10 protein-coding genes are annotated in these 23,956 nt (G+C 40.6%); all 10 read right to left on the bottom strand.

Annotated elements, in window-relative coordinates:
• Nucleotides 1-13 precede the first annotated feature (13 nt).
• Nucleotides 14-1,606, bottom strand: coding sequence for a prenyltransferase/squalene oxidase repeat-containing protein (locus tag V7K76_RS25740; RefSeq protein WP_335030194.1), 1,593 nt, complete (start codon nt 1,604-1,606; stop codon nt 14-16).
• A gap of 303 nt (nt 1,607-1,909) precedes the next feature.
• A complete protein-coding gene (locus V7K76_RS25735; RefSeq protein ID WP_335030193.1) occupies nt 1,910-7,540 on the bottom strand; it encodes an nSTAND1 domain-containing NTPase in 5,631 nt (1,876 codons plus the stop codon).
• Nucleotides 7,541-7,641: 101 nt separating this feature from the next.
• The gene (locus tag V7K76_RS25730; RefSeq protein WP_334953894.1) at nt 7,642-11,193 is read right to left on the bottom strand and encodes a caspase family protein; all 3,552 of its coding nucleotides are present in this window, start codon (nt 11,191-11,193) and stop codon (nt 7,642-7,644) included.
• A gap of 282 nt (nt 11,194-11,475) precedes the next feature.
• On the bottom strand, nt 11,476-13,833 hold the full coding sequence (locus tag V7K76_RS25725; protein ID WP_335030192.1) for a DUF6519 domain-containing protein: 2,358 nt from the start codon (nt 13,831-13,833) through the stop codon (nt 11,476-11,478).
• Between the two features lie 10 nt (nt 13,834-13,843).
• Nucleotides 13,844-16,384, bottom strand: coding sequence for a hypothetical protein (locus tag V7K76_RS25720; protein ID WP_334953892.1), 2,541 nt, complete (start codon nt 16,382-16,384; stop codon nt 13,844-13,846).
• Entirely contained in the window at nt 16,381-19,287 is a 2,907-nt protein-coding gene (locus V7K76_RS25715) for a putative baseplate assembly protein (protein WP_335030191.1), read from the bottom strand. The genes V7K76_RS25720 and V7K76_RS25715 overlap by 4 nt, the downstream gene beginning before the upstream one ends.
• Entirely contained in the window at nt 19,284-21,845 is a 2,562-nt protein-coding gene (locus V7K76_RS25710; protein WP_334953890.1) for a putative baseplate assembly protein, read from the bottom strand. Before V7K76_RS25710 ends, V7K76_RS25715 begins: the two co-directional genes overlap by 4 nt.
• Complete coding sequence (locus V7K76_RS25705; RefSeq protein WP_334953889.1) at nt 21,842-22,246, bottom strand: GPW/gp25 family protein; 405 nt, start codon at nt 22,244-22,246, stop codon at nt 21,842-21,844. Before V7K76_RS25705 ends, V7K76_RS25710 begins: the two co-directional genes overlap by 4 nt.
• On the bottom strand, nt 22,246-22,797 hold the full coding sequence (locus V7K76_RS25700; RefSeq protein ID WP_334953888.1) for a phage baseplate assembly protein V: 552 nt from the start codon (nt 22,795-22,797) through the stop codon (nt 22,246-22,248). Before V7K76_RS25700 ends, V7K76_RS25705 begins: the two co-directional genes overlap by 1 nt.
• Nucleotides 22,794-23,954 carry a hypothetical protein gene (locus V7K76_RS25695; RefSeq protein WP_334953887.1) on the bottom strand — a complete coding sequence of 387 codons (1,161 nt, stop codon included), beginning with the start codon at nt 23,952-23,954 and terminating at the stop codon, nt 22,794-22,796. The genes V7K76_RS25700 and V7K76_RS25695 overlap by 4 nt, the downstream gene beginning before the upstream one ends.
• Nucleotides 23,955-23,956: the final 2 nt, after the last annotated feature.

The following is a 23,956-nucleotide window of genomic DNA, read 5'->3' as shown; positions in this document are numbered from 1 at the left end:
GTTCCTTTGCATATTATTCCCTGATAACGGCAGCAGTGTACTTAAGAGCGAGTAGCGCGAAGATGCTAGTGAGAATAGGCACATCATAAGGTATAGGTCGGGGAGCTACTTGATCTGGTATGGAGACGAATTTCCCTTCTTCATCCTGCTGTAGCATCAGGTAATGTGTACCTCGCCTTAATGTTTCGGCATCACCAAGGCTGCTTAGGGCAATTAGGGTATATGAGGTACTTATAACATCGCTCGCGTCACCTAATTGATGACCCCAACCGCCATCGCTGTTTTGAGATTTACGCAGGTAGTCTAATGCTTTCGCTTCTGCTGTATAAATACTTTCTAAAAGCTGCGCTGATCGAACAACTTTACAGGTACGCATTGCTAAGACTGAACGGAAAATCGCCTGTGCTTCGCTCAGACTCCAGCTCCTTTCAAAAGAACCGTCGAACTTTTGTTGGCCAGTGATGTAGCGCAGTCCTAACTCGAAGACGTTTGTATACTCAGTACAGCGAGGAGCCAATGCGTTAAGAGCTGCTGCTGTCATGGTAATTTCAGAGGAATTACCACGCACAAAGGTAGGAAATCCACCATCTTCATTCTGAATAGCGAGAAGGTACGCCTCCCCTTTTGAAATGTATTCTTTGTATTTGTCAACCTCAAGTGCCTGTAAAAACTCTACACAGAAAGAAGTATCATCTACGTCAGTTTGACCTGTACCCTCTGCATATGACCATCCCCCATCTGATTGCTGTTGTCTCACTATGTACTCAGCCATTTGTAATAGAGTCTCAATGTCAGCTCCACTATCTGTTAACGCTACTCCAGCAGTTGCTGTACAGAAAATCTCAAAACTAGCAATAAAAGGGAAACCGCCATCTGAGTTTTGACAACTTAGCAAATTGTTAATTCCCTTTAAAACTACATGGTGGTGTTCTGGAAACTTCTGAAGTGCCAATAAGATGATAATATTGGCTAAAACGTGTTTTTCCCAAATCGAGTTATTGTTCTGCGTTGCCAGTAGAAATTCTACGTCATCATGGTTTATCCACTTTCGGTAGTTTAAACCAAAAGCGTATAGAACTTTGAGAGCGCATATTTCAGCTGCAACCCAACTTTGATAACCTCGATAAAAGAAGTGTTCTATCTGATACTGGCTGTCATACGGCATTACTCCTAGTTCTGCTAGGATTGCACGAAACAGCACGCGCTTACGGCTTGCTGTAAAATGCTGAAAGCCTGTCATATAATCTTCAACAACTTGTGCATCTTCAGGTGTACTTTTACGCAATGCTCCAATAATTAGAGCCTTGTGGAACTTGTTATTATGCTCTTTATCAAGTTGAGTAGTTAAGTAGTGAGTGAGTTGATATTGACAATTTGGATATATTTCTTGGATAGTAAGCAAGTGGAGCATCAATGAGGATTCAAGCACACGGGTCTTGCAAACATCTCTAACAGATCCGTCTGTTTTCACTTGGTCTTTTAGATAGCGTGTAAGTTTCTTCTGGCAGTCTATAACTTGACCACGCAGTTCTGGCTCACCCAGTATTAAAGGTTGCAAAACAGAAGAGCTGACTATAGGATCAGAGAATTTTTTAAAAGTTTCCATTTTTGTTTTACACTACAGGCACAGACAAATCAAGATTAGGCTAAAAAATTGAGTTCAATTCTACAGTTCGGATCTCATCACCCTCAAATTGCCGGGAGGTTTGTGCTGTCCTTGTAAAGGATATAAATTTGGCTTGTTTGCAGACATAATATTTTCCTTGTCTCAATTATCTCGAATCTGGTTTAACTTTTGAAGTCGTCAAATAGCGATCTCAAGAAATTGAAGAGAAGCTTCTGTACAGATATCAGAGCTAATCAAATCATTTATGCAAAGTGTCAGTCCCAAATTTAGCCATTAATTGAATCATTCAAGTTGCCACAATTTAACTATGCCATCGTCTGCTGCGGTTGCAAACATCTTGCCATCGGGACTAAAAGCGACTTTTCTAATGATTGAATTTTGATGGGTTGTCCAAGTTGGAGACTGCTGCTGAGTATTCAATTTCCACAATTTAATATTGCCTTCATTATCTCCACTGATAACCAGCTTCCCATCGTGACTGTAGGCGACGGAATTCAATTCCGCTTGATTGACCACATGGAACATATTTGTCATCTGGTAGTTCGGTAAACTCCACGAACGAATCATGCCTACGTTACAACCACTGACGAGTTGCTTGCCATCTGGACTAAAGGCAACACTAAGCACAGGAGATATATGTCCTGTAAGTTTTTTCATAAGCTGCCCTTTCAAGTTCCACAAGCTAACACTCCCGCCAGCTTCAGCACTAGCTATTTGCTGACCATCGGGGTTAAATGCTAAGTCCCAGACTCGTTTTGGATCGGCTTGCCATTTTGCCAAAGATTGACCCTGCAAGTTCCATAAATGAATAATGCCGTCATCTCCAGTGCTTGCTAGTTGCTGTCCATTATTGGGATTAAATTTGACACTCCCGATCGGTTTTTGACTGGCGACGAATTCTCTCAACAATTTTCCCTGTAAGTCCCACAAGCGGATTTTGCCACCTGCATCACTGACCAATTTTTGACCATTGGGGCTAAAGTTAATACTCCCGATCGCAGTTTGATTCCCCTGGAATTTAAATATCTGCTGACCTTTAGTATTCCATAAGCGGATAGTCCCATCATCTCCACTGGTTGCCAAGGTTTGACTATTGGGGCTAAACGCAACACTCCTCACCGAACCCTGATGTCCTTTCAATTCCGAAATCTCTTTCGCAGCTTTCGGATCGAGCGACTTTACTGGAGATGGTTCAGGACTTGTGGGGGTTGGCACTGGAGTTCCAATGCCTTCACAGAGATGGCTTTTCTCTAGATCGCCATTTACGGGATTTACCTTTTTGTCAGCCTGTTTCATCAGGTTATCAAATGATTCAATCGGCCATAATTTACACAGCCCAGTAGTGCTATCAGTGCTATCAGTGCTATCTTTTCCTGCGGTAATCAAATCCTTACCATCTGAGCTAAAACTGACTTTCGTGACTAGACTATGATACGCTTTCCAGGCTGCAAAAGGCTCACCATTCTTTAAATCCTGCAAATTCCACAACTGCACCATACCATCATTTCCAGCACTGGCAAGCAACTTTTTATCCGCGCTATATGCCAAGTCATTTACGGGCGCATATATCGGTAATAGGTTTTTCTGTTCGCCTTCCTTATTCCACAAGCGAATAGTCCCATCCATTCCGCCACTAGCAAGTTGATTGCTATCGGGGATGAACACCAAGCTTGTGACCTTACCTACATGACTACTTCGCATTTGTTGCACGGTTTTCTCAATTGTCCATTTGACAGTGCCAGTGTCGTCTTTATTTCCTTCAGCAGTTTGTTTGCCATCGTGAATCTCCACCACCTTCGGCTTGTCTGTTAAAGCATCCATCGAGACTGCTACTTTCTTCGACTCATTACCCTGCAAATTCCACAAGCGGACACTACCATCATCTCCAGCACTAGCCAGTTCTTGATGGTTACGATTATTAAAACTGACGCTTCTGACTGGTCCATGATGCCCTTCAAACTTATCCAACTCCGACTTATCCGACTCCGACTTATTTAAATCCCACAAACGAACAGTTCCATCCTGGCCAGCACTAGCGAGTTTCTTTCCATCCGGACTAAATGCTACCTCCCAGACAGTGTTTTGATTTGTTGGAATTTTCTTTTCGACTTGCTTCTTAACCAGCTTCGCATTTTTTAAATCCCATATAAGGATAATGCCATCTGTTCCGGCAGTAGCTAGTTTCTGTCCATCTGGGCTAAAACTGACGCTCGTGATCTGATCTTTTCCTTCTTCTTTAATGATATTGAATATGATGTTTTCCTTCCATTCGTTCCCCTTTCGATCCCATAAACGGATAGCGCCATTATCTCCAGTACTAGCCAGTCTTTTACCATCGGGGCTGAATGCTACACTCCAGACTTGCTTCTTCTCACAAGAGTTGAAAACGCAAAGACTTTTACTTTCAGATATCTCAGAAAAATTGTCCAAGTTCCATATATGCACAGTGCCTTCTGCTCCAGCAGTAGCCAGTAGCTTGCCATCTGGGCTAAAACTAATGCTTTTGACTTGGCCTTGCCTTGTAGCCCATATTTTCAACTTTATCAATTCCTTGTCCTCACGCCGCAAATCCCATACACCGACAGTGCCTTTTGCTCCAGCAACAGCTAGTTGTTGACTGTTTTGGCTAAAACGGGTGATTTTGACTGGCTCGCAATTATTCTTATTATAAAAATTATCAGACTTATCAGGCTTATCCTTAAACTTAATTAAATTCGATTTGCTTAAAGTCTGGCTCTGAAAATCCCAAACACGGACAGGGACGTTGCAATTTTCTCCGGCACTAGCTAGTAGCTTACCATCTGGGCTAAAAGTGGTTCTGACCGTACCCATGCCTTGATCCGCTTCTTGGCGGTCAAGTTCTCTCACGGTATAAACTGCCCTTAGCAAAGTTCCTCTTACTTGTTCTTTGAGGCTACTGTTAAATGTTAACGGCAGTAATAACTGCACACCTATGTTATTCAGGATCTTGCCTGCCTTTAAACTATCATCCCTCCCATCAAAAGATTGGTTCTTTTGTAAGTTTATTTCTGCGGATTCTCTCAAAGTTTTGGCTTCATTAATCTTGGATAATCCCAGATTCCACAATGCCCACATTAACAATCCGAATAAGATCAGTATAAATAAGCCAGTAATACGCCACCACCAACTAATATTCCAACGTTTTTTCAAAACACTTTGCTGTACAAACTCAGCTTCAACTTGGTTAAACCAGTTGTCATCGGTATTGAGTTCTTTATCCAATACTTCGAGATAAGGATTCGCATTCCATAGAAACTGTACTGCTGTCTGTCTCGATAGCCCTAGCTGATTCAGAGCGAATTGAAACAGTGGCTCCAACGATATAGGAATTTTAGTCACGGAGTTTTCGACAATCAAGAATTTTCGATCTAACCAATCGAAAATAGGAGCGGCCCTATCTAGAATCCCTTTTGGCTGTTCTTTGTCCTTATTTTTAACCCTTTCCCAATCCTGAGTCGCAGGAGTTAGCCGCCGTTGCAGAAGTAAATTTTCTCGCTCTTTTTGCTCCCACTCCCGGAGCTTTTGCCACCCCCGCACCAAAGCATCATGAGCAGGTTCTACATAGGGCTGATTTTGTGTATCCAATCCCTTAACAAGCAACCGCGCTTCTACAAAGCGATCAATTACTTTGTTCGCTCGTTCATTTTTTTGTCCTGGATAAATTAATTCAGATGTTGGTATTCTTCTGCGAGCTGGTTCACCACTACTAATAGCCACCATTCGCAGCATTACATCACGAATAGTTAACTCACAAGCTTTTTTATTTTGCTCGTCAACTTCTTCTTCTACTAACTTGTTATACGTCTTGTCAGCAGTTTGGGTTAGAGCGCGTGTCACCCCACCTATTTCTTGATAATCTGCTTCAGTAATAATTCGGTCATTCCTCTCTCGATTTTCCTCTGCTTTGAGATACTTTAAATAAAGCTCACTCAAAGTAAAAGAAAGTAGGGGTAAAGCCCCTGAATTTTGATTAACTTCCTCAATCAAACTGTTGACTAACTTAGGAGACTCAAAATCTAATGTCCTTTGTTTGGCAGGTTCTTCAATTACTTGTTGTAACTCTTCCCTGTTCATCGGAGTCACAATAAACCTCCCATCTTGCCAAACCTTTTGCCAGGCTTCTTGCCAATCTGCTTTCTCACCCTTATTCTTGTTTAAGTCTCTGATTTGAGGTTCGTAATCAGTGCGTAAGGTCAGCACAATGCATAACGTATCCGATATTTCTTGTGAGGCTAAAGCTTCTGCTAACAACTGCAAAAACCATTCTCGCTCTTTATCATTCCTACATAAAGTGATTAATTCTTCAGATTGATCGAACATTAATAGCAGCTTAATATTTTTATCTTTTGCACTCCATTGTTTGACAATTGCAGTTAAAGATTGACAAGCTTGGGAATCTGGTTTTAGTTCATCAATTAACAGCTTAAGAGTCTTTAAAATATTCTGTTTGAGATTTTCTAACTGTTGTTTCTCTGAATTAGTACTGCACAATTTTTCTAGATGCTCAAAATAATCCAAAACTAGCAACAGCTTGGCTTCTGGGATTGAGCTTTCCCAAGCTTTTACAAGAATATTAAATTTTTCTTTGTTTTCGTCATTTAATCTCGATTTTAATTCTTGTTTGGTCTTTGACTTGAGAATATCATCAAGGAAATTAACTTGAGCCAGTTGATCGACCAAATCAACATTTTTAATTGGCAGAATCGCTCTTGCTAGAGCAGTAATAGGAAATTCTCCAGGTCGTATCGGATTGAGAACATACCACTCCTTTGGTTTTAGAACAGGAATCAAGCCAGCTTTTACCAAGCTAGATTTACCCGAACCGGAATTACCTAATACCACTGTAAATCGATGGTTGCTCACTTCTGAAAGGAGACCTTTTTCTAGATATTTTGGATCTTTTGGATCTTTTGAACCTTCAATAAGCCTTTTCCTACCTAAGAATAACTCACTATCCTTGGTTTCAAATGATGCTAAACCTTTGTAAGGATTCGTACTATCATCGAGCTTAAATTCTTCTAGTCTTTCCCGTTTAAAATCAGGTAGCTCAAAGATGTATTCGCCCTTGTCGTGCTTTTTGAGATGAAACAGTCCCGGAGTTTGTTTTTCTGCATCATGCCCCAGGTTATTTTGCAGATAAGTAAAGAGTTCTTGGGCAGTAATCACCCCATCTTCGATAATCGTTTTGAGAGAGGCATCCTTATCAACTTCCCACTGTTTTGCATTCAGCACTTTCAGCAGTAAGCCAGCGAAGGGAGAGTGTCCATTTTCTCCACCCTCTCTTTTTGCAATGCGAGATAAATCAGCCGCCTCCTCGTCATAGGCTGCTGAAGTAATAACCTGTTGAGCTGAAGATTTGATGAATCGGTCATAGCTTTGTTGATACATTTTACGCGATCGCCCTGCATTCCGCTTTAGTCCTGCCCAAAGAATCCTGCCTGCAAAGCAACAGTCCAAGATCATTAACAGATGACGGCAGTCTAAGCCAGTGAGCGCATCATGTAACGACTGCATCGACACCCAGGTACTTTTATCATTTTGCTGACTGTCTTGTGACATCAGATAACCTGCGGGTTTACGATCTTCACTATCTTCTGTCTCTTCAGGGAAGCCGTGACCAGCAAAGTAGAACAAAACGCGATCGCTCTCTTCTACCTTGATTAGCTCATCACCAATCTGGATAATTCTATTATCAAGATTTTTTAAGAGATTACTAAGTTTTTCGCTAGTTGCATCTCCATCTTCTACCAAACGTAAGACCTTGTACTTGTATCTTTTTTCGAGAACATCAGCGAGTTCCTTCGCATCATTGACAGCACTTTTGAGTTTTGGAATATGGGTGTATTCGTTAATGCCAATGACAATCCCTAAACTTCGGTTAATCTTTGCCACAATAGACACCCTGTTTGGTAGATAAGGTTACGTAATTTTCATTTTTCCTGATGGTTGATGCCCTTCTTATCCGGTTTTAGGAATCAGAAGGGCAATTGTAACTATGGATGGAGAGCATCTGCTAATGCTTTTAAACCCGCTTCTATACTGAAATAGGTCAGATGATCGCAAGCAACATTTGGTAGAACTTTTGGCTGAGGTGAGCGATCGCCACTCACACTTTTAATGCTGGCTAGGTAAACTGCAATATCGTTAGGTTCTCCCCCAAACACCAAACCATCAACCACCTTATTAATAGCTGGAGTAAAGAGTTTTGCCATTAATCGCTTCAAGCGATCTGGAGACTTTAATGTTGGCAGCGACCTGTCTCCTGCAATAATGGTGTAAGGAATCTGGGGGTCTGGGTTATTAACGATCGCCTGGAAAAATTCTGAGTCAGGTTGCATTTGGTCGAGAGCATTATCATTCGCTTCCACAAACTTTAGTGACTTAGCCGCTAAATCAGCTACGACTTTGGCAGGCCAAACCATCTCAGGAATTTGATTAAGACCCCACCCTAAAAGGGCAAAAGCCATATCCTGAACAGCTGGCCAAGGAGAACCAGCATTGGGAGTTCCCAACATCACTAAATGTTGAACGATTTGATTTCCGCCTTCCCGTTCGATAAACCAGCGAGAAACTAATCCCCCCATTGAGTGGGCGACTATATGCAATTCTTTGCCGTGATTTGCTCCTAAACCTACAGCTTCCAACCGTTGTTTGAGCGATCGCGCATTGTCTTCAATGGTGGTGCTAAGATTTTCGTAATCGAAAGTTAAAACTAGGTCATAAAGTTCCTGTAGCGGATGTAGTTGACCATTCACCTCTAATTTTGCCTGTTGAACGCTACCAACTATACTTGCGGTATCGCCGATAATACCGTGAATATAGAGGACAATTTTCTGAGCGGAAGCAACTAGGTTTTTTACTTCTTTTGAATCTTTGTTGTAAATAACCTCTATCTTATTGTCTTGTTCCCTCACCTTAGCAGCAGCTAAAATAGGATACTCATAAGAATTTCCTAGCTTTGAGGTGCGGAGCTTTTTAAAGAAAATTTTGATCGAACCACCCAAGCTGCGGCTACTTGTAGTCGGTTGAGGTAGGCGTTCCAGCTTGATTTCTATTTGCTTTCCTTTCTTGACTCCAGCACCGAGAGGTAGGAAAAACTCTCCGTCATAGCTTACAGGTAAGAGATATTCCCCTGACTCTAAGGCTTGGTTAACCAGTAAAGTTAGAGGTGCATTTTTGGTGACTGAGTTAACATCATTGACAGCAAATAACTCCACAGCACTCAGTCCTGAATTGCTACCGCGACTGGTAGTAAATTGAAATGATTCAATAACACCTTGTTCGTCCCACAGAATGGGTGGTGCAATTAGATTGCCGATATCTCGTGTTGTTTGGGAAATAGTGGTCAAGGTTACTTGTGCCTGTAAACTAGGATGGGGTTGCACTTCAACCAAACCATTGAGTAGTTTTGCGCCTTTACCCGGTTGAAGCTGTTCGGCATCCCGTGGCTTGACAATAGTAACTGCCACTTCTTTGGCGATCCAATCGTCATATTTTCTCCCAGCGCGAACAGCATTACGGCTATAAACTCGATCCATTAAACGGTCGAGACTACTTTCGGATTCTGCTCCTCGCGTTCCTCTCATTGGAGGCTTTAGTCCTTCTTGCTCCAGTAAACTAGCATTAAAGTCTGTCTTACTGACAATCAGCTTAAAAATATCTTTGTATTCAGTAATGCCTTGTTCTAAAAATTCATCTGGGATGGAGAGGCTAATATCATCAAATCCGGCAACAATTCCTGCTCCCTCTGCTGTTTGCGCTGGAAGCACTACACTACTTCTCTCGTCAAAAAAAGGAACTGCTACAGAATAATCTTCTGCTAAATCGATAACATTAGCATACAATTTCTGGTTGCTGTGATTGAGCAGTTTGACTTGGATGATGGGCTTTTTCCACTCCCCATCTTCATACTTGTATTCTAGGCGCAGTTCTGAAGCTGTAGTTAGGGATTTGTCCGAGTCTCGATTAGGTTTAATCTCTCCATCTTTTCCTTCATAACCGATAATATTAATTTCCATCTCCACATCTTTGGACTTAATCTCGCTGCTTTGAGGACTCTTCAAGTTAAGAATATTGCGCCAACGGGCGATCGCTTCTAAAGCTTGAATTGCTTCTAAAGCAGCATCTTTGCTATAACCAGGTTGTTGGGGAATGGGAGCAACAACTGGACGTTCATCTTGAGTAATCCAGTATTGCCCCTTGCTGACTATCAGGTTAAAATCAGCATCTGTGAGGTTTTTAACTTGCTTCACGTATAGCGACTTTTGACCAGAATTAGCTTCTTCTAAAGCTTTTTTTGCCAAGATTATGCCTGTTTCTTCTGCCAAATTCTCTTGAATGTAAACCTTTAAAGGTTCTAGAGGCAAACTGCTGACGACTGCCCAATAACTTTTATTTTTGTCTAAACCCTCTTGATCCTGGGTAATTTCGACCTTGCTTTTTTGGGTTAATGCCTGAGTCACTCGTGCTTGTGAAGCATTTGAGACTTGCCTTAACTGTTCAGATGTGCTTCCCACTGGGAATATAGCTAATAATGTGGTTTCATCAGCAGAAACTGGCTTGGGAATGCCCTGTAATACCCCACCATCAATTTCCCAACCCTGCTCGTTAGGGCGTGTGCTGTAGCTTAAGGTGAAGTAAAAAGGACGTTCCGGAATCGCGTCTCCTAAAAACGATTGTTTTAAGTCTTCTGGGTTAGTTGCTTCAAGTTGAGGCACTTGATCTTGAAATTTTCCCTTAACTAAAGTTTCTATATTTCTAGCTAAATCCAGGTAAGATAAGCTGCCATTAGTTTGCTCTAAGCTTTTGAGGAAAAAGTAAGAAAAAGCCCCTCTGGTTTTACCATCATCTTCTTGATATTCCTTCGCATATTGCTCATCTCGACAAGCTGCCAACAGAATATGTCTTCCCTTAGGCAAATCTAACCCTGTCTTTTTCTTATTAACTTCTGATGAAGTTAGTAGAAGATTTTTAAAAGTTGCGTCCTCGGCAAAAATGAAGCTAGACAAAGGGCGATCTCTCGTATCTTCTGGGGCTAGACGTACTCCTTGAGGGATATTTCGAGTTCCCGAACCTGAGTGACAGGAATCGAGAATCACAATGACACGGGGATTTTTCTTTGCTACTTGAACCAGCAAATACCTGAGTTCTTTATCGGCTAAATCGTGATTCCCCTCAGTACGGCTATCGTAGCAAACTAAAGTTTCATCTAAACGGTCTGGTTCTAAATGCCAGAACTCTTCGGGAGCTTTTTCTTGACCCCCATGTCCTGAATAGTAGAATAGAGCGATATCGTTGCTACCAGCTTGACAAAGATAATTTTGAAAACCATCAATAATTGCCTGACGAGTAGCCTGTTCATTCGTGAGGATTCTGGGTTCTCTCAGTTTCCATTCTCCAGCAATCTGGTTTTTAAGATAGGTTTCTATTGCTGTAATGTCATTTACACAACCTTTGAGGGACTTAATTGGCTGGGGATAATTATCGATCCCCACAAGCAAAGCGTATAAATTGCGAATCCCAACTTCTGGAGAATTACTAACCATAATGTCACTCTTTCTAATAAAGTCCTATTTTTGAGCGGATTATGAAAACGCGAAATCACAGCATCTCAATCTGACTTTCACGGCAAGTCCTCAAGCCTCGAAAAAGCGTGACTTTTTCCACAGGGTAATTCTCAATAGCCTTAAGTTAATGAAAATAGCTAACGGAAAAATCAGGGCTTGAAAAACCCTCAAATGGTCAATCACAATTTGTAATTTCTAATTATTTTACAGCCATTTTTGTCATAATTTCTAGACACTATGCCTGCATCTACTGTTCTATTTTCAAGTTTTAATATGAATAATACTAACCCAGTCTCCTCCTTCAGAACCATTTCCGCTAAACCGTTCAGGAACACCAGGCCAGATATTATTGGCATCCAATGCCTGAATCTTGCTAACTGTTAATTTATTGTTATCTGTCTTCAGGATGTAAACTTTACCCCCATCGACTAAGCGCCATTTTAAATTTTCTTTTTCTGTAACCAAAATAAGATTTTGAGAAAGTAAAATTTCCTTTGATTGAAACTGCTGACGTAATCCATCAGCAATAATTCCTTTATTTAAATCTCCTGAAAAATTCAAATTTTCTCCTTCAAATAATGGTTTTTCATTCAGAATCCAGTCACCATGCAATAGTACAGTAAACTGATAGATATTACTTTGGTTAAAAACGGCTTTTTGTGACCAATCATCAGGTGTAATCAATCGAACAGCTTCAGTATAGGCATTATTTTGATTTGTGAAAGGTTCAACTTCTGTAATTAGATTGACATTACTATCTAACACATCAGTGCCAATTGCCCAACGGATAGGTTTTGTTTCAACTTTTGTAACTTGAACTGGTTCAACCTTCATAGGCAATATATAAAATACTTCACCTCTAAATACATTGTCTGTATGAGCTAAAACAGATACACTACTCTTATGTAAGCTATCAATCCGTACTGGCTTTTGAAACTGAATTACTAGACCTAGTTTCGTAAATAAATCTTTCAATTCCTGAGATTTTAAATTAAATAATTGATCCTCTGGTATATTGCTAGAATTTTCCTCTTCTTTTCCAAGGGTAGCTTCCAAAACTTGATCGTGATGCCAGCTAGCATTGATTATGCAGTTGAATTCTTTAATTGTTTGTGTAGGTGTTGCTTTAGTAACAATAGACGGTATAGGATTTTGCTGGGTATCAATTGGTGGGGTAAGATCATCTTTTTCACTTGCAGGTAATGTAGTACTTTCGGAACTGCCAATCTTTCTTCGGCAATCATGAACTATGACTTTATTAGAATTACCTAAAACTATCGCTAGAGGTGCATAATAATGAGATATACCATGTGGTAATTGAGGTTGGGGTTCTAATTTCCCTTCTTGGTTTTTTCGTTGGGGCCATTCCACGTTACCAGTAGCTGTCCGCACGGGGATTAGCCAATAATCACCTACTTGATAAAAGCTGTTCTGAGTATCTGCTTGAAATTGAATTTCAATTCCATCTTCAAGGTGAAACCATTTATCATTCATATCAGATAGACTTACCTTGACTTCTCCAGAGTCCCAACGGCGTAAGAGAGGATGCTTTTCTTTAAGCAATGTTTTGGTTTTAGCGTCACTTGATATAAATACTTGATTCTCAATGCGATCCACCTGCTGAACTCTTAGTAGCTGGCGATCGCTATTTTCAAGTACATAATCATCATCGATGATTTCTACCCAATCACCTGCTGATAAACTAGAATTTTTGTCTTTTCCTAAATGTTCTAGTTTCAACACAATAGCTGAAGAGTTGCTATCAATAGACATCACAATAGGAAAAACTATTGAGCTATTTTCGCGTGACCAGACAAATGATAGTTGATTTTTATTGGCAGTGGAAGCTCTAAAAATTTCCGCACGATAAAGATGGTTTTCTGTACCGCGAAATTTAGAATTAAACGGAATAACACATGGATCGTTCATTCCTGTAGAACTAGGCTTTGTAATTCTAGCAATAATTTCGCCTTTTCCAGGCTTCATTAATTCTCGACCTAGCAGACTGCAAAAATAGTTATGATTCTTGGTAACTTGCTTGGCAACTGTTTCAATATCTTTATACTCTGTTAATTGTTTGAGTTTCACTTGCCAAACTAACTTAGAGCGAGTTGCTGTATCCGCTCCCCCTAAAGCAACTTCACGAATATTAATTTTGAAGTCGTCACGATCTTCAATCGGGGTTATATGTCGTTCCCAAACATCAAGATAAGCAAGATATGTCCCATCCTTTAGTTGTAGTTGGTGGGCTTGATAAGGATCTATAAATTCCTCATTTTCACAAAGTATACCATCTACATAATAATTACCTTTGCTAATTAAATAGGTTTGGCATTTGAGCCGTTTTTTTAAGTTCTGTCTTTCTTCATGCTTCAGGTTATTAATATTATTAATCTGCTCTTCAGTGGCGATAAATTCAAAACCACAATTCTGCTCTGGGCCACCTTGTAGTCCAAATATATCTTTGGCCAAAGTTTGCAGGCGATCTAGTAAAATCGATGTCTGTTCGTTGAAGTCTGCATCTAATTGCACTCTACCTTGTTGCATCAATACTCGAAGGAAGTGCTTGCTTTTGTCGTAGGTATCACGAGTAAAATCGCCTCTAAATTCTCCTTGCATAAAATCCTCTTTAGCTAGCGTAAATAATGTCAATTTCAGTATTAGCAGGTGTATATTCATCTAAACGGATGCGTAGGTTAGCCTCTTTTTGAGGCTGATATAGATTGTGAAAAGCACCCATTTCTGATTCATCATCAGCGCCACGTTTGATTTCTTCAGCACAGGTTGACGCTAACTGACAATAAGTAGGTGTGCCATAGCGTGTACTGTTGAATTGAGGTTGTACGCGGTATCTAACGATAAGTTGTTCCGCCTCTATTTGTTCTGGCTGTAGTTCTGTTTCTTGCCTAACTATCTGCTCGACTAAATCCGGCTGGCAATTATACCGACGTGGTGTGCGTGAGTTAGGCATCACGTAGCAGAAACGGATACAACCTTGTTGGCGACGAGCAACGAATATTATGCCCTTAAAAATACTGTTTTCTGCTAAATCAATTGTATGTACTTGAATCTTTCCAAAAACTGTGCAACGTGCAATAGTTAACCGCGCATGGGCTATAGAGTAACCCACTGCACCGATCGCTTCACCTTCTATACTGGTAGCATCTATAATGCTATCGCTAATATGTATAGGCAAAGGATCAGCCTCTACCTCATCTTGGTTAACCTGAATCGAGCCAATGATACTGTGTTTAATCGTTACACACCCATTGATATTAAATAACTCCAAAGTTGGTTCGCTGGAACGTCGAGGTTCGCAGTCACAATGTAATGACCAGCCCGGTACTAATGTAGAATGACGGATAATAACCGCAGTTGGTTGTTGTACGCCAGAGGTAGGATAATCTGCAAATTGAGTAGGATTACTTTCTATATGCACTCCTCGACCAGTAATCAATAAACCATCGAGAACAAAGCAACTTCCTGACTCTACTGTGACATTTAAAGCATCACCCAAAGAAGTTCTCCAATCTAGAATGCGAATCACCGGACGCTTGCGGTTAGCTGCACGTAATTGCAGACTTTGATTTCGTTCCAGTTCAATATTAATTCGTTCTACATAAACACCACTATCAATAATTTCAATCACAGCATTATGGGGTTTGTCTCGCTGCCACTGTGAGATTGCTTCAGTAATAGTTTGATAATACCCTTGTGAAGTTTGACTGACGCTGTAATGAGCATAATGCTTTCTGATTTGAGATGGAAAAGCTTCTTCTAATAACAACCGATTACAGCAAATCAGTTCTTTACCGTAGAGATTTTGCTGAACCAAACGTTTAGTTTCTGCACTCAAGGTGATAGATGCAAAACGCTGTTCATCGTAGAGACTTTCACCCAAAAGTAGTTGATTTAGCTCTCTGAGCAAAGCTGCAATTAAAGCTGGTTCGGGAGTAGGACTGGTGTAGGCATCCAAAAGCCTTTGGGTATCACTGGAAAATTGCGATCGCAAAAACCGGGATAATGCAGAAACATTTTGCGGTTGCAAGATAAAATTTGCTGGTTCTAGTATATCATCAACATCAAGTAAAAAATGTGCCGCCGAATCTAACAAAGTTCGGTCATATTCGCCACCACCAATATCAGCACTAAAACCGTAATGATAAGAAACCCAAACACCGTTTTTTGGTAATTGGCGTATAGGAAAAATCATCCGTCCTAATTCTGGGTCAACTGCTATGTGGTCTTGCTCTGGTTGATAATTCCAATCGCCCAGATCGGCAATAATAATTTGCGCTGGAGAAATTGGTTGCGCTTTTGAGCCAACGCCTTTCCAGACTTGCAAACTTTTGGTAAATTCTTCTGGATTTGGGTTTGAGTCAAAATAATCGCTTTTGTGAGATTGCAAAACTTGTCGTTGAATGGGAAGAGGTAAGTTTAATTCACGCTCAAGTTGGGTTGCATCTGCTGTTAGTTGGGGGCGAGTGTAAAGCGGAGTGTCGTTACCTGTAATGCTAAAGGTGTAGCAGTTAGAGCTAACTTCTTCCAAACAAAAAGCTGGTGTCAGAGTCATGGAATAAGGTTTTAATCGCCAAACAAAAATACCAATATTCGGAGTGTTGTATTTTCCAGGTTGATATTGTGAAGCAATCTGGCGAATATCTACTGTATGAGCTAATTCATCGAATGGGTTATTTAACTTTGTAATTGTATCGACCTGATGCAGATTTACTGTTGTTGAGGTTGATGAATGCAGGTGATTGATATGTTGTGTTTTACTAACTAGCTGATGAAATTCTACAACTCGTGCCGGCCAGCCAGCCACTTTATCAACCAGCGATTCCAATAAAGCTAGCGTCCCTTTGCGCCGTCGGTAGCGAATAGTATTTGCTACTTCACGACGAGGATTTAGAATTTTATTGCTGATCGCATTTGTACCAGAACTCTGAACGCTTTGATAACCAATTAAATCACCAATGTATGGTACTACCCAATCCTGGCAAGTTTCAATAAACCAATTTTCATAGAGTTGAGTAATATCTGCTTCAACAATATCTACCTGTTCGGCAATGACACGTAATAAATCCCGTAGGGGATAGCCAAGTTCTGCATCACGGATGCGGTAAACAGCTGGCAAGAGTTCATAAAGACGGTCTGGGGAATTGCTCATGATTTCAACTCCTTCAGAATTAGTGTGTCTGGCACTTTCGGGCTAAGAATAGCTAATTGAGCCGGAAAAAGTTGGTTTGTTATTGAATCAAAAATAGCCAAGTTTACAGGAATCCATTGTTTTGCTTGTCCATTTCCACGAGTGATACTTACTTTTGCCAGTTCTTGAAGTTTTGCATTTAAAATTTCTGAATTTTGGGCTTCAGTTTCGGAAACGCTATCTAAAATATCTACATCCACGTAGTCTACCCCAGGTACTTGTTGAATCGTGCTGATAACTCCACTGAGGACAATATTTTCTCCTAGTTCCTGATTTTCAAAGCTAAATTTATCGAACAAAGCAGTGCGAATTTCCTGTGCTACAGATGACCATTGATAATTTGCTAAAATTCGCACATTGGCACTGATAATTAACAGCATTAGTTCCCGCATATCTATTTTTAGTGACTGATAGGGGTCGCCAAACTGGTATAATGCTTGCACAAAACTACGATATAAATCTGAATTTCTATCAATATAAATATCATCAGCCCCAGCGATGGTAATGTGCAGAATTTGCTCCGAACCATTTGAAAGACGTTGAGCATTTGATTTGCCAATTCCAGTAAAAGTACGGGCAAAATTGGCATAGTCCTGCACGGAAACTGCGCGGTTGAGAGATGTTATGCCAACGGGTGCATTGCGGCGAATTTCATAATCGCTTTCTGGGTCTGCGCCTCCTGTTGCTGCTATTGGGTTGAGTACGCCACTCAAACCTAGAGGTTGCATTGCCAGTTGCGTGATTTTTTCTGCTGCAACATTACCACTTTTGCCAATACCACTGCGGTAAACTGCTCTGACATTTTCAATTCCACTAGGCAACCTCGCTCCATGTTCGCCATTGCCAAAGATAATAGTTGTATTGCCATCACTATCAGTGTGGGTGATATAGGCGTGGTCTGTTGGACTTAAGTCAATTAAATTTTCTACTTTTTGCCAACGGACATCATTAACATATACTTCTAAGGTGCTAGCAACGCCACTAGGGATAGGTGCTGGTAGATAGGTAAGGGGCGGTAGTGATAGCTTAAATTGTTGATTTGCTTTAGTACCATCACCACTGCCCAGTATTTCAGTATGAGTCTCGCCATGAGTGGCTTTGACTACGTTGCCATAGATAGTAACAGTCTCTCGTTTGTAAGCATAAGCTAAAGGTCTAGCAAATCTGAGGAATGTATGCGGTTTGTCATTGAGCAAATTCTTACTAACATCCTGTCTCACGCCGGACAGCATGACAACTTCGCTAGCCCACACACCGTTGACATCGGATATATCACTGCGTTCGCCGGAGATAATCAACCAACGTCCAGATTGGAGATTTTCGTAGAGATTGTCTAGTTCAATTTCCATCTGGTTAGATATATAATTTTGATCGCTTGGTGCATCTTTCAGATTGACAGGTTTTTCCACCAAATTCAAATCTTCCCTCTTGAGATACACTGTGGTTTTACGCATGACATCTAAAGATATATCCTGTTCTTTTAACCAAGCTTTATCTAAAGTTAGTTGTGTAATTCTTCCTACTATCCTATAGGCAATTTTCGAGATATTTTCAACTTTTATGACTTGATAAACCCCAATTTCATTAACATCTACACGTTCAATTGCTAGCCAACTACCATGTGTAATTCCATCATATTGGGCATCTAATGCTAAGATATTTCGTAATTCAGATGGTAGTGTGCTAGAGGAACTTGATGTTAGCTCATTTACGTCTACAATTTGCCATTCTTCGTATTTCTCAATTCGCCCTTCCTGGTCAAAAATCGGTTTCAAAGGTACGTCGTGTCCGAAAGGTGCAGCTTTGATTCCTAGAACCTCAACTTGGCTTAACTGCTTAGAATCATTAGCTTTATTAGTGGTTAAGATTTGATATATTGCTGTGTTTGAAGCAGGATTTAAAGTATTATTAATTAATCGTGAATTAATATCAATATTTCCGGGAGCGAAGATTTGTTGTTTTGTCCGCTCCATTTCTAGAGCATTCGCAGGTTGTATTGATGGCGGTTTGATTAATTGTTTTATTCTTTGTTCTTTTGTACTTGCTGAAGAGTCATTTTCTGACGAAACCTCACCAGTTAATTGCTGTGTAAATTTTGGTAATGGTTGTAATATAACTTTTGTCCGGTTTTCCTCTGGTTGAGGCTCAAGAAATTGAACTCTGCGAATGACTGGCTTGGTTTTAGCATCACTAAATATTAGTAAAAGCAGATCGTTAGATTTGAGATTCGTGCTTACGCTATCCACATAAAGTTGGTTAATTTCTTCAGCATTTGTTGAGCTAACCTGTTGCGGTTGGCTCATCCGGGGTTTCATTTGATTTAACTGGGCATAAGCTTGTAGTGTTTCTGATGTTTCAAAAAATTCAGGGGATTCATTAGAATCAGGTATACTCTGGCTACTTAGACCATCTGGAATTTCTAGACTGTAACCATCTTCTATAGTAAAAGCTAAATAAACGCTGGCACTGACACCAGGACTATGTGCATAGTCTACTAATCGAGCTAATTCTACTAAGGAACGTCGCTCAATGGCAGTGCGTAAATAACCTTCATTGGCTATACGTTCCTGATAGAATGTCAGAACGTCTGCGACAGTAGCCCAAGCATCTAGTAGAGCTAGAGACGGGTCTTGAGGATCGCGGGTTTTTAGATGTTTGAGTGACGGAAAGTTGCTATCACCCAAACGCGCTTTCATTGTCTGGTAAAAGCTTGCATGGGTTCCAACTCGATAAGCTAGGGTATACAAACCAGGTTGATTAGCTACCGATCTGGGAGTGAGAATTTCTGCACCTTCACAGCAACCACAGATGGAGCGATCGCTTGGTTTATAGTTATGACAGTTACAGCTACAACTTAATTTCATCTGCCACCTCGCAAATCGAGTGTAAATTTACCGTTTTCGGGAAAGTTGGGGTTGTTGTCGAGTCGGGCAATTTCCGAAGAACCAATGGGTAAAAAACCTGCTACAATCTCGTGATTGTCACCTGCAAAAAGACGTTCTAATTTAGTTATAGAGACACTTTCAACGCCTGGAACACTATAAGCTTGAGCTACAATCTGACTTAATGCAATTCTTTGCCCAAAAGTCAAGTTATCGGGATGGAAAAAACCACGCTGACCATCAGGTAAAATCCGGTTACTGAAAATATCCAGTAAAGCAGCTTTGACATGACCGCGCAAATAGTCAAATTTGACATCAACTCTCATCGCTATATCTAAACAGACGTATGCTGCTCGTTGAACGATGACATCATGACCAATGCGACGATATTTTTCTAGGTCTGTGGTAATATTTTGCAGTAATTTGCGATTTACCGTTTCTTTGTTGAAGGGATCTACTGTCACCCAGACTTCATACCCACTGCCCGTCCAGCGTAAGGTGGCTGTTGCTTGTTGAACTTTTGTTGGGAAATGTTGCATTACTAATTGTGCGTAGTCATCAGCAGTAATGGCACGCTCTAATTTTTTGTGAGATAGGTGCGGTGCATATAATTTCACATGAGATAGAGGTTCGGGTGCTGTCCCACCTTGAGCGGGGAAGGGCTGGTGTGGCTGCAATGTCGAACCACTAATTGGTTCATTGTGAAAAACAATATAAGAAATCGCTTCAGCACTAATATTACCTGCAAGTCCATTACCTACCCGGTAAGTTGCTTGAAAGTGAGTATTGGCCGCTGGTTTGATTCCTAATTCACCGTCTCCAAAACGCAAGTGAGCTTGTCCATCGTTGTCCATTTCCACAACAAAATGTTGATCTTCGTTGTTGCTGTCTATGAGGTCGTATTGGGGAGTCCAAGTAGAGTGATTTCCAGTACTCCTAAGTTGGATTTGGGGTAATGCTTGCTGGGGGTCTTGAATTAAGAGACTTTTAGCATCTTGGGTGAGGTTTTTTCTAGACAGAGGTTGGCTGAAAGTTAAAGGCGTTTTTTGCAAGGTAGGACGGAAGCGATCGCCTACTACTAAAATTTCTATAATAGGTTCGCCTTTTTCTTCGCACTCCTGAATTATCTCTTTTCCTGGTACTGTTTCTAAATCTTCCCGTTCAATAGTGCGTCCATGATCGACTAGAATTACATTGCCTCTGGCAACACTAATATTAACTAGCTGACAGTCTGGTGGTACTATTGCCGAAATGCAAAGGGGAAAAGGCAATGCGTCTTCTTCTCTCCACTCGATTTCCACAATTGGCTGATTGTAAAGTTCGTCTACACTTGCTTTGATATTGGTCAAGCGTACAGCATGGCGATGTTTCATATCCGCATCTTCTGGGATGCCTGTTTTTGGACTTCTAATTTCTTCAAAAATGAGGATGTCACCAATTTTCAGGTGCAATTTTCGCTGATCTTCGGGTAATTGAGAATTAGAAGAATTTGCCTTCTCTGGCTGTATGGGATTTATATACTCATCGACTAATGTAGCGGTTGTAGAACCACGGGGGAGGCAGCAAGAGCGTTGGCAAAGCCCGTCGCAGTCATCGCCCCAAGTATAAAATAGGATTTTGTTGTGAGCATTGTAAAGATGAATCGGTAGTGACGTTAGCGGTTCAAAAACTTCATAACTGCTAGGAGGAACATCATCTAGGTGGCGATGATGTTCCAGGATAGTGCCAAGGTGAGGCGCGTTTTTATAACTAGTAATAAAGTAGAAATTTTTTGGTTCCAGGGAAATATCAATACTTGTCTTCAGCCATAACCAAGTACGTGCATTACAGCCTTCATGCATGGGATAATCGATCAAACGGGCATGACGGCGAACAGAAATCCGTTGACGGGCAGTTTCTAGATAAGCTTCGGTGGCTACAGCATCCTGATAGTAGCTGAGATAATCGCCAACATAAGCGAGGACTTCCACTAAAGTAATTCCTAAATCGGGAACATGACGTTCTTCCCAATCCGGCATCACTAGGGAGAGGCGATCTAAAATCAACTGACAAAAACTAGCATAATCTTTCGCCAAATAGTTGATAGCTGGTTCAACTAGTTGTGTTGGCGGACAAGTTTGCTGTTGCAAGCAATCCATGTCAGTGTTACAGATACCATCTCGGAATTTAAATTCTACTTGGGAGTAGCGCGGGTCAAAATTGGGATATGGTTTTGTGGGTTTGCCCTGTTCATCCAACGACACCAAGCGCAAAGTATACACAGAGAAATCGCCAGTTTGGTCAAGATTAACTGTTAAGTAACTCTCACAATTTTGAGGACTTTCTACCTGTAAATTAGTCACATGAAGATGGCGGATGCGCTGGCCGCCTTTAATCAGGAGATTCTCTTTTTTTAAGTCTTCTGGTACCGAACCTAAAAAATAGACATATAGCGATCGCAAATCATCGCTAACTTCTACATAATCTAGCCCGTTTTTTCTTTGCCTACGAATTTCTTGGCGGCGCTGTTCGTTTTGGTAAGTTAAGGTGTGGCTATTCATGGCACTGTCGTCCTAAAAGTAGCTGTTTGTGTCTCCCCAGAACTTTGCACCAAATACTCCACCACTATGTAAAGACTGGAATCAACGCTTGTTACTTCCAAAGTTTGCAGATCGATTAAATCGCCCAACCATTGCTCAATAGATGCTTGAATAGTAATTTCCATAGCTTTTGCTAGTTCCGGGCTATTGGGTGCAAAAATTAAAGACAATACACCACTGCCGAAATCTGGGCGGTTGACTCGTTCGCCGGGAGTAGTAAACAGTAGTTGTTCAATTAAATCGCGGATGTGTTGATTTTCATCGCTGGTGCTGGCGGTGTGATAGTTTATATCGAAATGGAAGGGAAAATAGATGTTGGTGACATTTCTTTGCCTGGGCAGATTTACGAGATATTCTGGCATTAAGTTACCTCCAAATCAAAGTTGTTAATCGATACCTTATTACCATTCAGATTCACAGTGGCATTGTTTCCGTTGTTGATTTCAATTCCCGAACTATTCATCACTATTGTCATAATTTGCTTGCCGATTTTGGCTTCAATAGTTATGCTTTGCTTACCTTGTTTATCATTGATTTCAATCTTGCCAATATCTGTTTTAAGTACCTTGATTTCTGGGTCATAAGGATTAGTGGGTACTATGTTTGGAACCTTTTCATCTGCCCAAAAGCAGCCACTCCAAATTGGGTAGTCAGGATCTCCGTTTTCAAACTCAATCCACACTAAAGCACCTTTGGGTGGAATGAGGAATAACCCAACTCCTTGTCCAGCATAGGGAACGCAGGGTAATGCCCAACCGCTAGGATTGTTGCCAAAAATTTCTTGCACTTTTGCTTGTACGCGACCAATCTTCCAGGGGTCGTTATTGTCAGATATTACGCCTCGGTATTTGCCGTAAAAAGAAGGTTTTTGTTGATTAATACTTCCACAATTATCAAGTTTTAATTGGTTCATATTTTTAACATCTGAATTGTTGCACCTTGTCCCTCACGTTTCAAGGTAAAACTTTGTTTATATTCGCCACGCTTAATGCGATGCGTTACTTGTTTGACGTAGTAATAACCGCCGTAAGTTTTTCCCACACCCCGCACTCCCACCAATTGACGCACTTCTAAGACATAACCATAGCGAACAGTATCTATTTCCCCACTAGCAGTTACGGCATTTTCCTGCGAACGGCTAGCCAATAATTCGGTTTCCTTTTGAGCCAGGATTTTTTCAAGTTTATTGGTGCAACGTAGCACTTCTGTTCGTAATGATTTAGCAGGCTTGTTAGCTAAAGCTTGACCAGGCGATTTAGGAACCTGAATCGAAATTGATGTTCCAGTTTTTTCATCGCTAATTGATGCTTGAGGTTTAATAGATTCTAGAGCATTAAAGTTGAAACTTATAGATGAATTTACATTGGTAAACGCCCCCATATTCATTGATAATGCTGGTTGACAAGGAGTAATTTTCTTTTTTTCCTCACCCCAATAAGCAATATTTTTTCCAGGAGTTTTATCGGGCTTGATTTCAAAAATAAAACTATTACGTAGAGCTAGTTTCTGAATAAACTGTAAGTCTGTACTTTGCTGAGTGGTAATTTGTTCTTCTTTTTTGGGTGAAAAATCTCTAGTAGTATCTTGTACATCTAATGTCAGCCCATATTTAACTTTATATTTTTGTAAAATTTGCTTAACAATTTGAGAATCAGATAAGTTTAGGTAGGTTTCATTTTTATCTTCCAGATCGAGCATAAGACTAATATCTTCACCAGTAACTATTAGCCTTGATTCCCCTGGTTGATTACTTGGGGCAATTTGATGATCGGTAATAATGCCGTCAATTAATATAGGGCTTTGAAGACTACGGCTTACACCGACTTTTACATTAACTATGATTTGAATAACAACTCGATTGGGAGGATTCAAAATATCTTTTTGAAGTAACCAATAATCTGAAAAGTTTTTTAGTTCTTTACTAAGACTAAAGGTCATTTGAAAGGCACTGCGATCGCGGTCTTGTTGAGTCACTTCTAAGTCTATTAGCGCGTCTATTACTTCATAAGGCGCAGGTATTGGTATGGTGCTACCAATCATGAGTTTTAGACGAATATCTGAGTCAGGCATAA

The sequence above is a fragment of the Nostoc sp. genome (assembly GCF_036917975.1).
GTDB lineage: Bacteria > Cyanobacteriota > Cyanobacteriia > Cyanobacteriales > Nostocaceae > Nostoc.
Note: the sequence above shows the minus strand (reverse complement) of the source record. Positions and strands in the feature narration are given on the sequence as shown.

What these genes read in the sequence shown, in the direction of transcription:
- V7K76_RS25730 (WP_334953894.1), bottom strand. Translation starts at nt 11,193, where the DNA reads ATGGTTAGTAATTCTCCAGAAGTTGGGATTCGCAATTTATACGCTTTG.
- V7K76_RS25700 (WP_334953888.1), bottom strand. Translation starts at nt 22,797, where the DNA reads ATGAACCAATTAAAACTTGATAATTGTGGAAGTATTAATCAACAAAAA.
- V7K76_RS25710 (WP_334953890.1), bottom strand. Translation starts at nt 21,845, where the DNA reads ATGAATAGCCACACCTTAACTTACCAAAACGAACAGCGCCGCCAAGAA.
- V7K76_RS25740 (WP_335030194.1), bottom strand. Translation starts at nt 1,606, where the DNA reads ATGGAAACTTTTAAAAAATTCTCTGATCCTATAGTCAGCTCTTCTGTT.
- V7K76_RS25725 (WP_335030192.1), bottom strand. Translation starts at nt 13,833, where the DNA reads ATGCAAGGAGAATTTAGAGGCGATTTTACTCGTGATACCTACGACAAA.
- V7K76_RS25720 (WP_334953892.1), bottom strand. Translation starts at nt 16,384, where the DNA reads ATGAGCAATTCCCCAGACCGTCTTTATGAACTCTTGCCAGCTGTTTAC.
- V7K76_RS25695 (WP_334953887.1), bottom strand. Translation starts at nt 23,954, where the DNA reads ATGCCTGACTCAGATATTCGTCTAAAACTCATGATTGGTAGCACCATA.
- V7K76_RS25705 (WP_334953889.1), bottom strand. Translation starts at nt 22,246, where the DNA reads ATGCCAGAATATCTCGTAAATCTGCCCAGGCAAAGAAATGTCACCAAC.
- V7K76_RS25715 (WP_335030191.1), bottom strand. Translation starts at nt 19,287, where the DNA reads ATGAAATTAAGTTGTAGCTGTAACTGTCATAACTATAAACCAAGCGAT.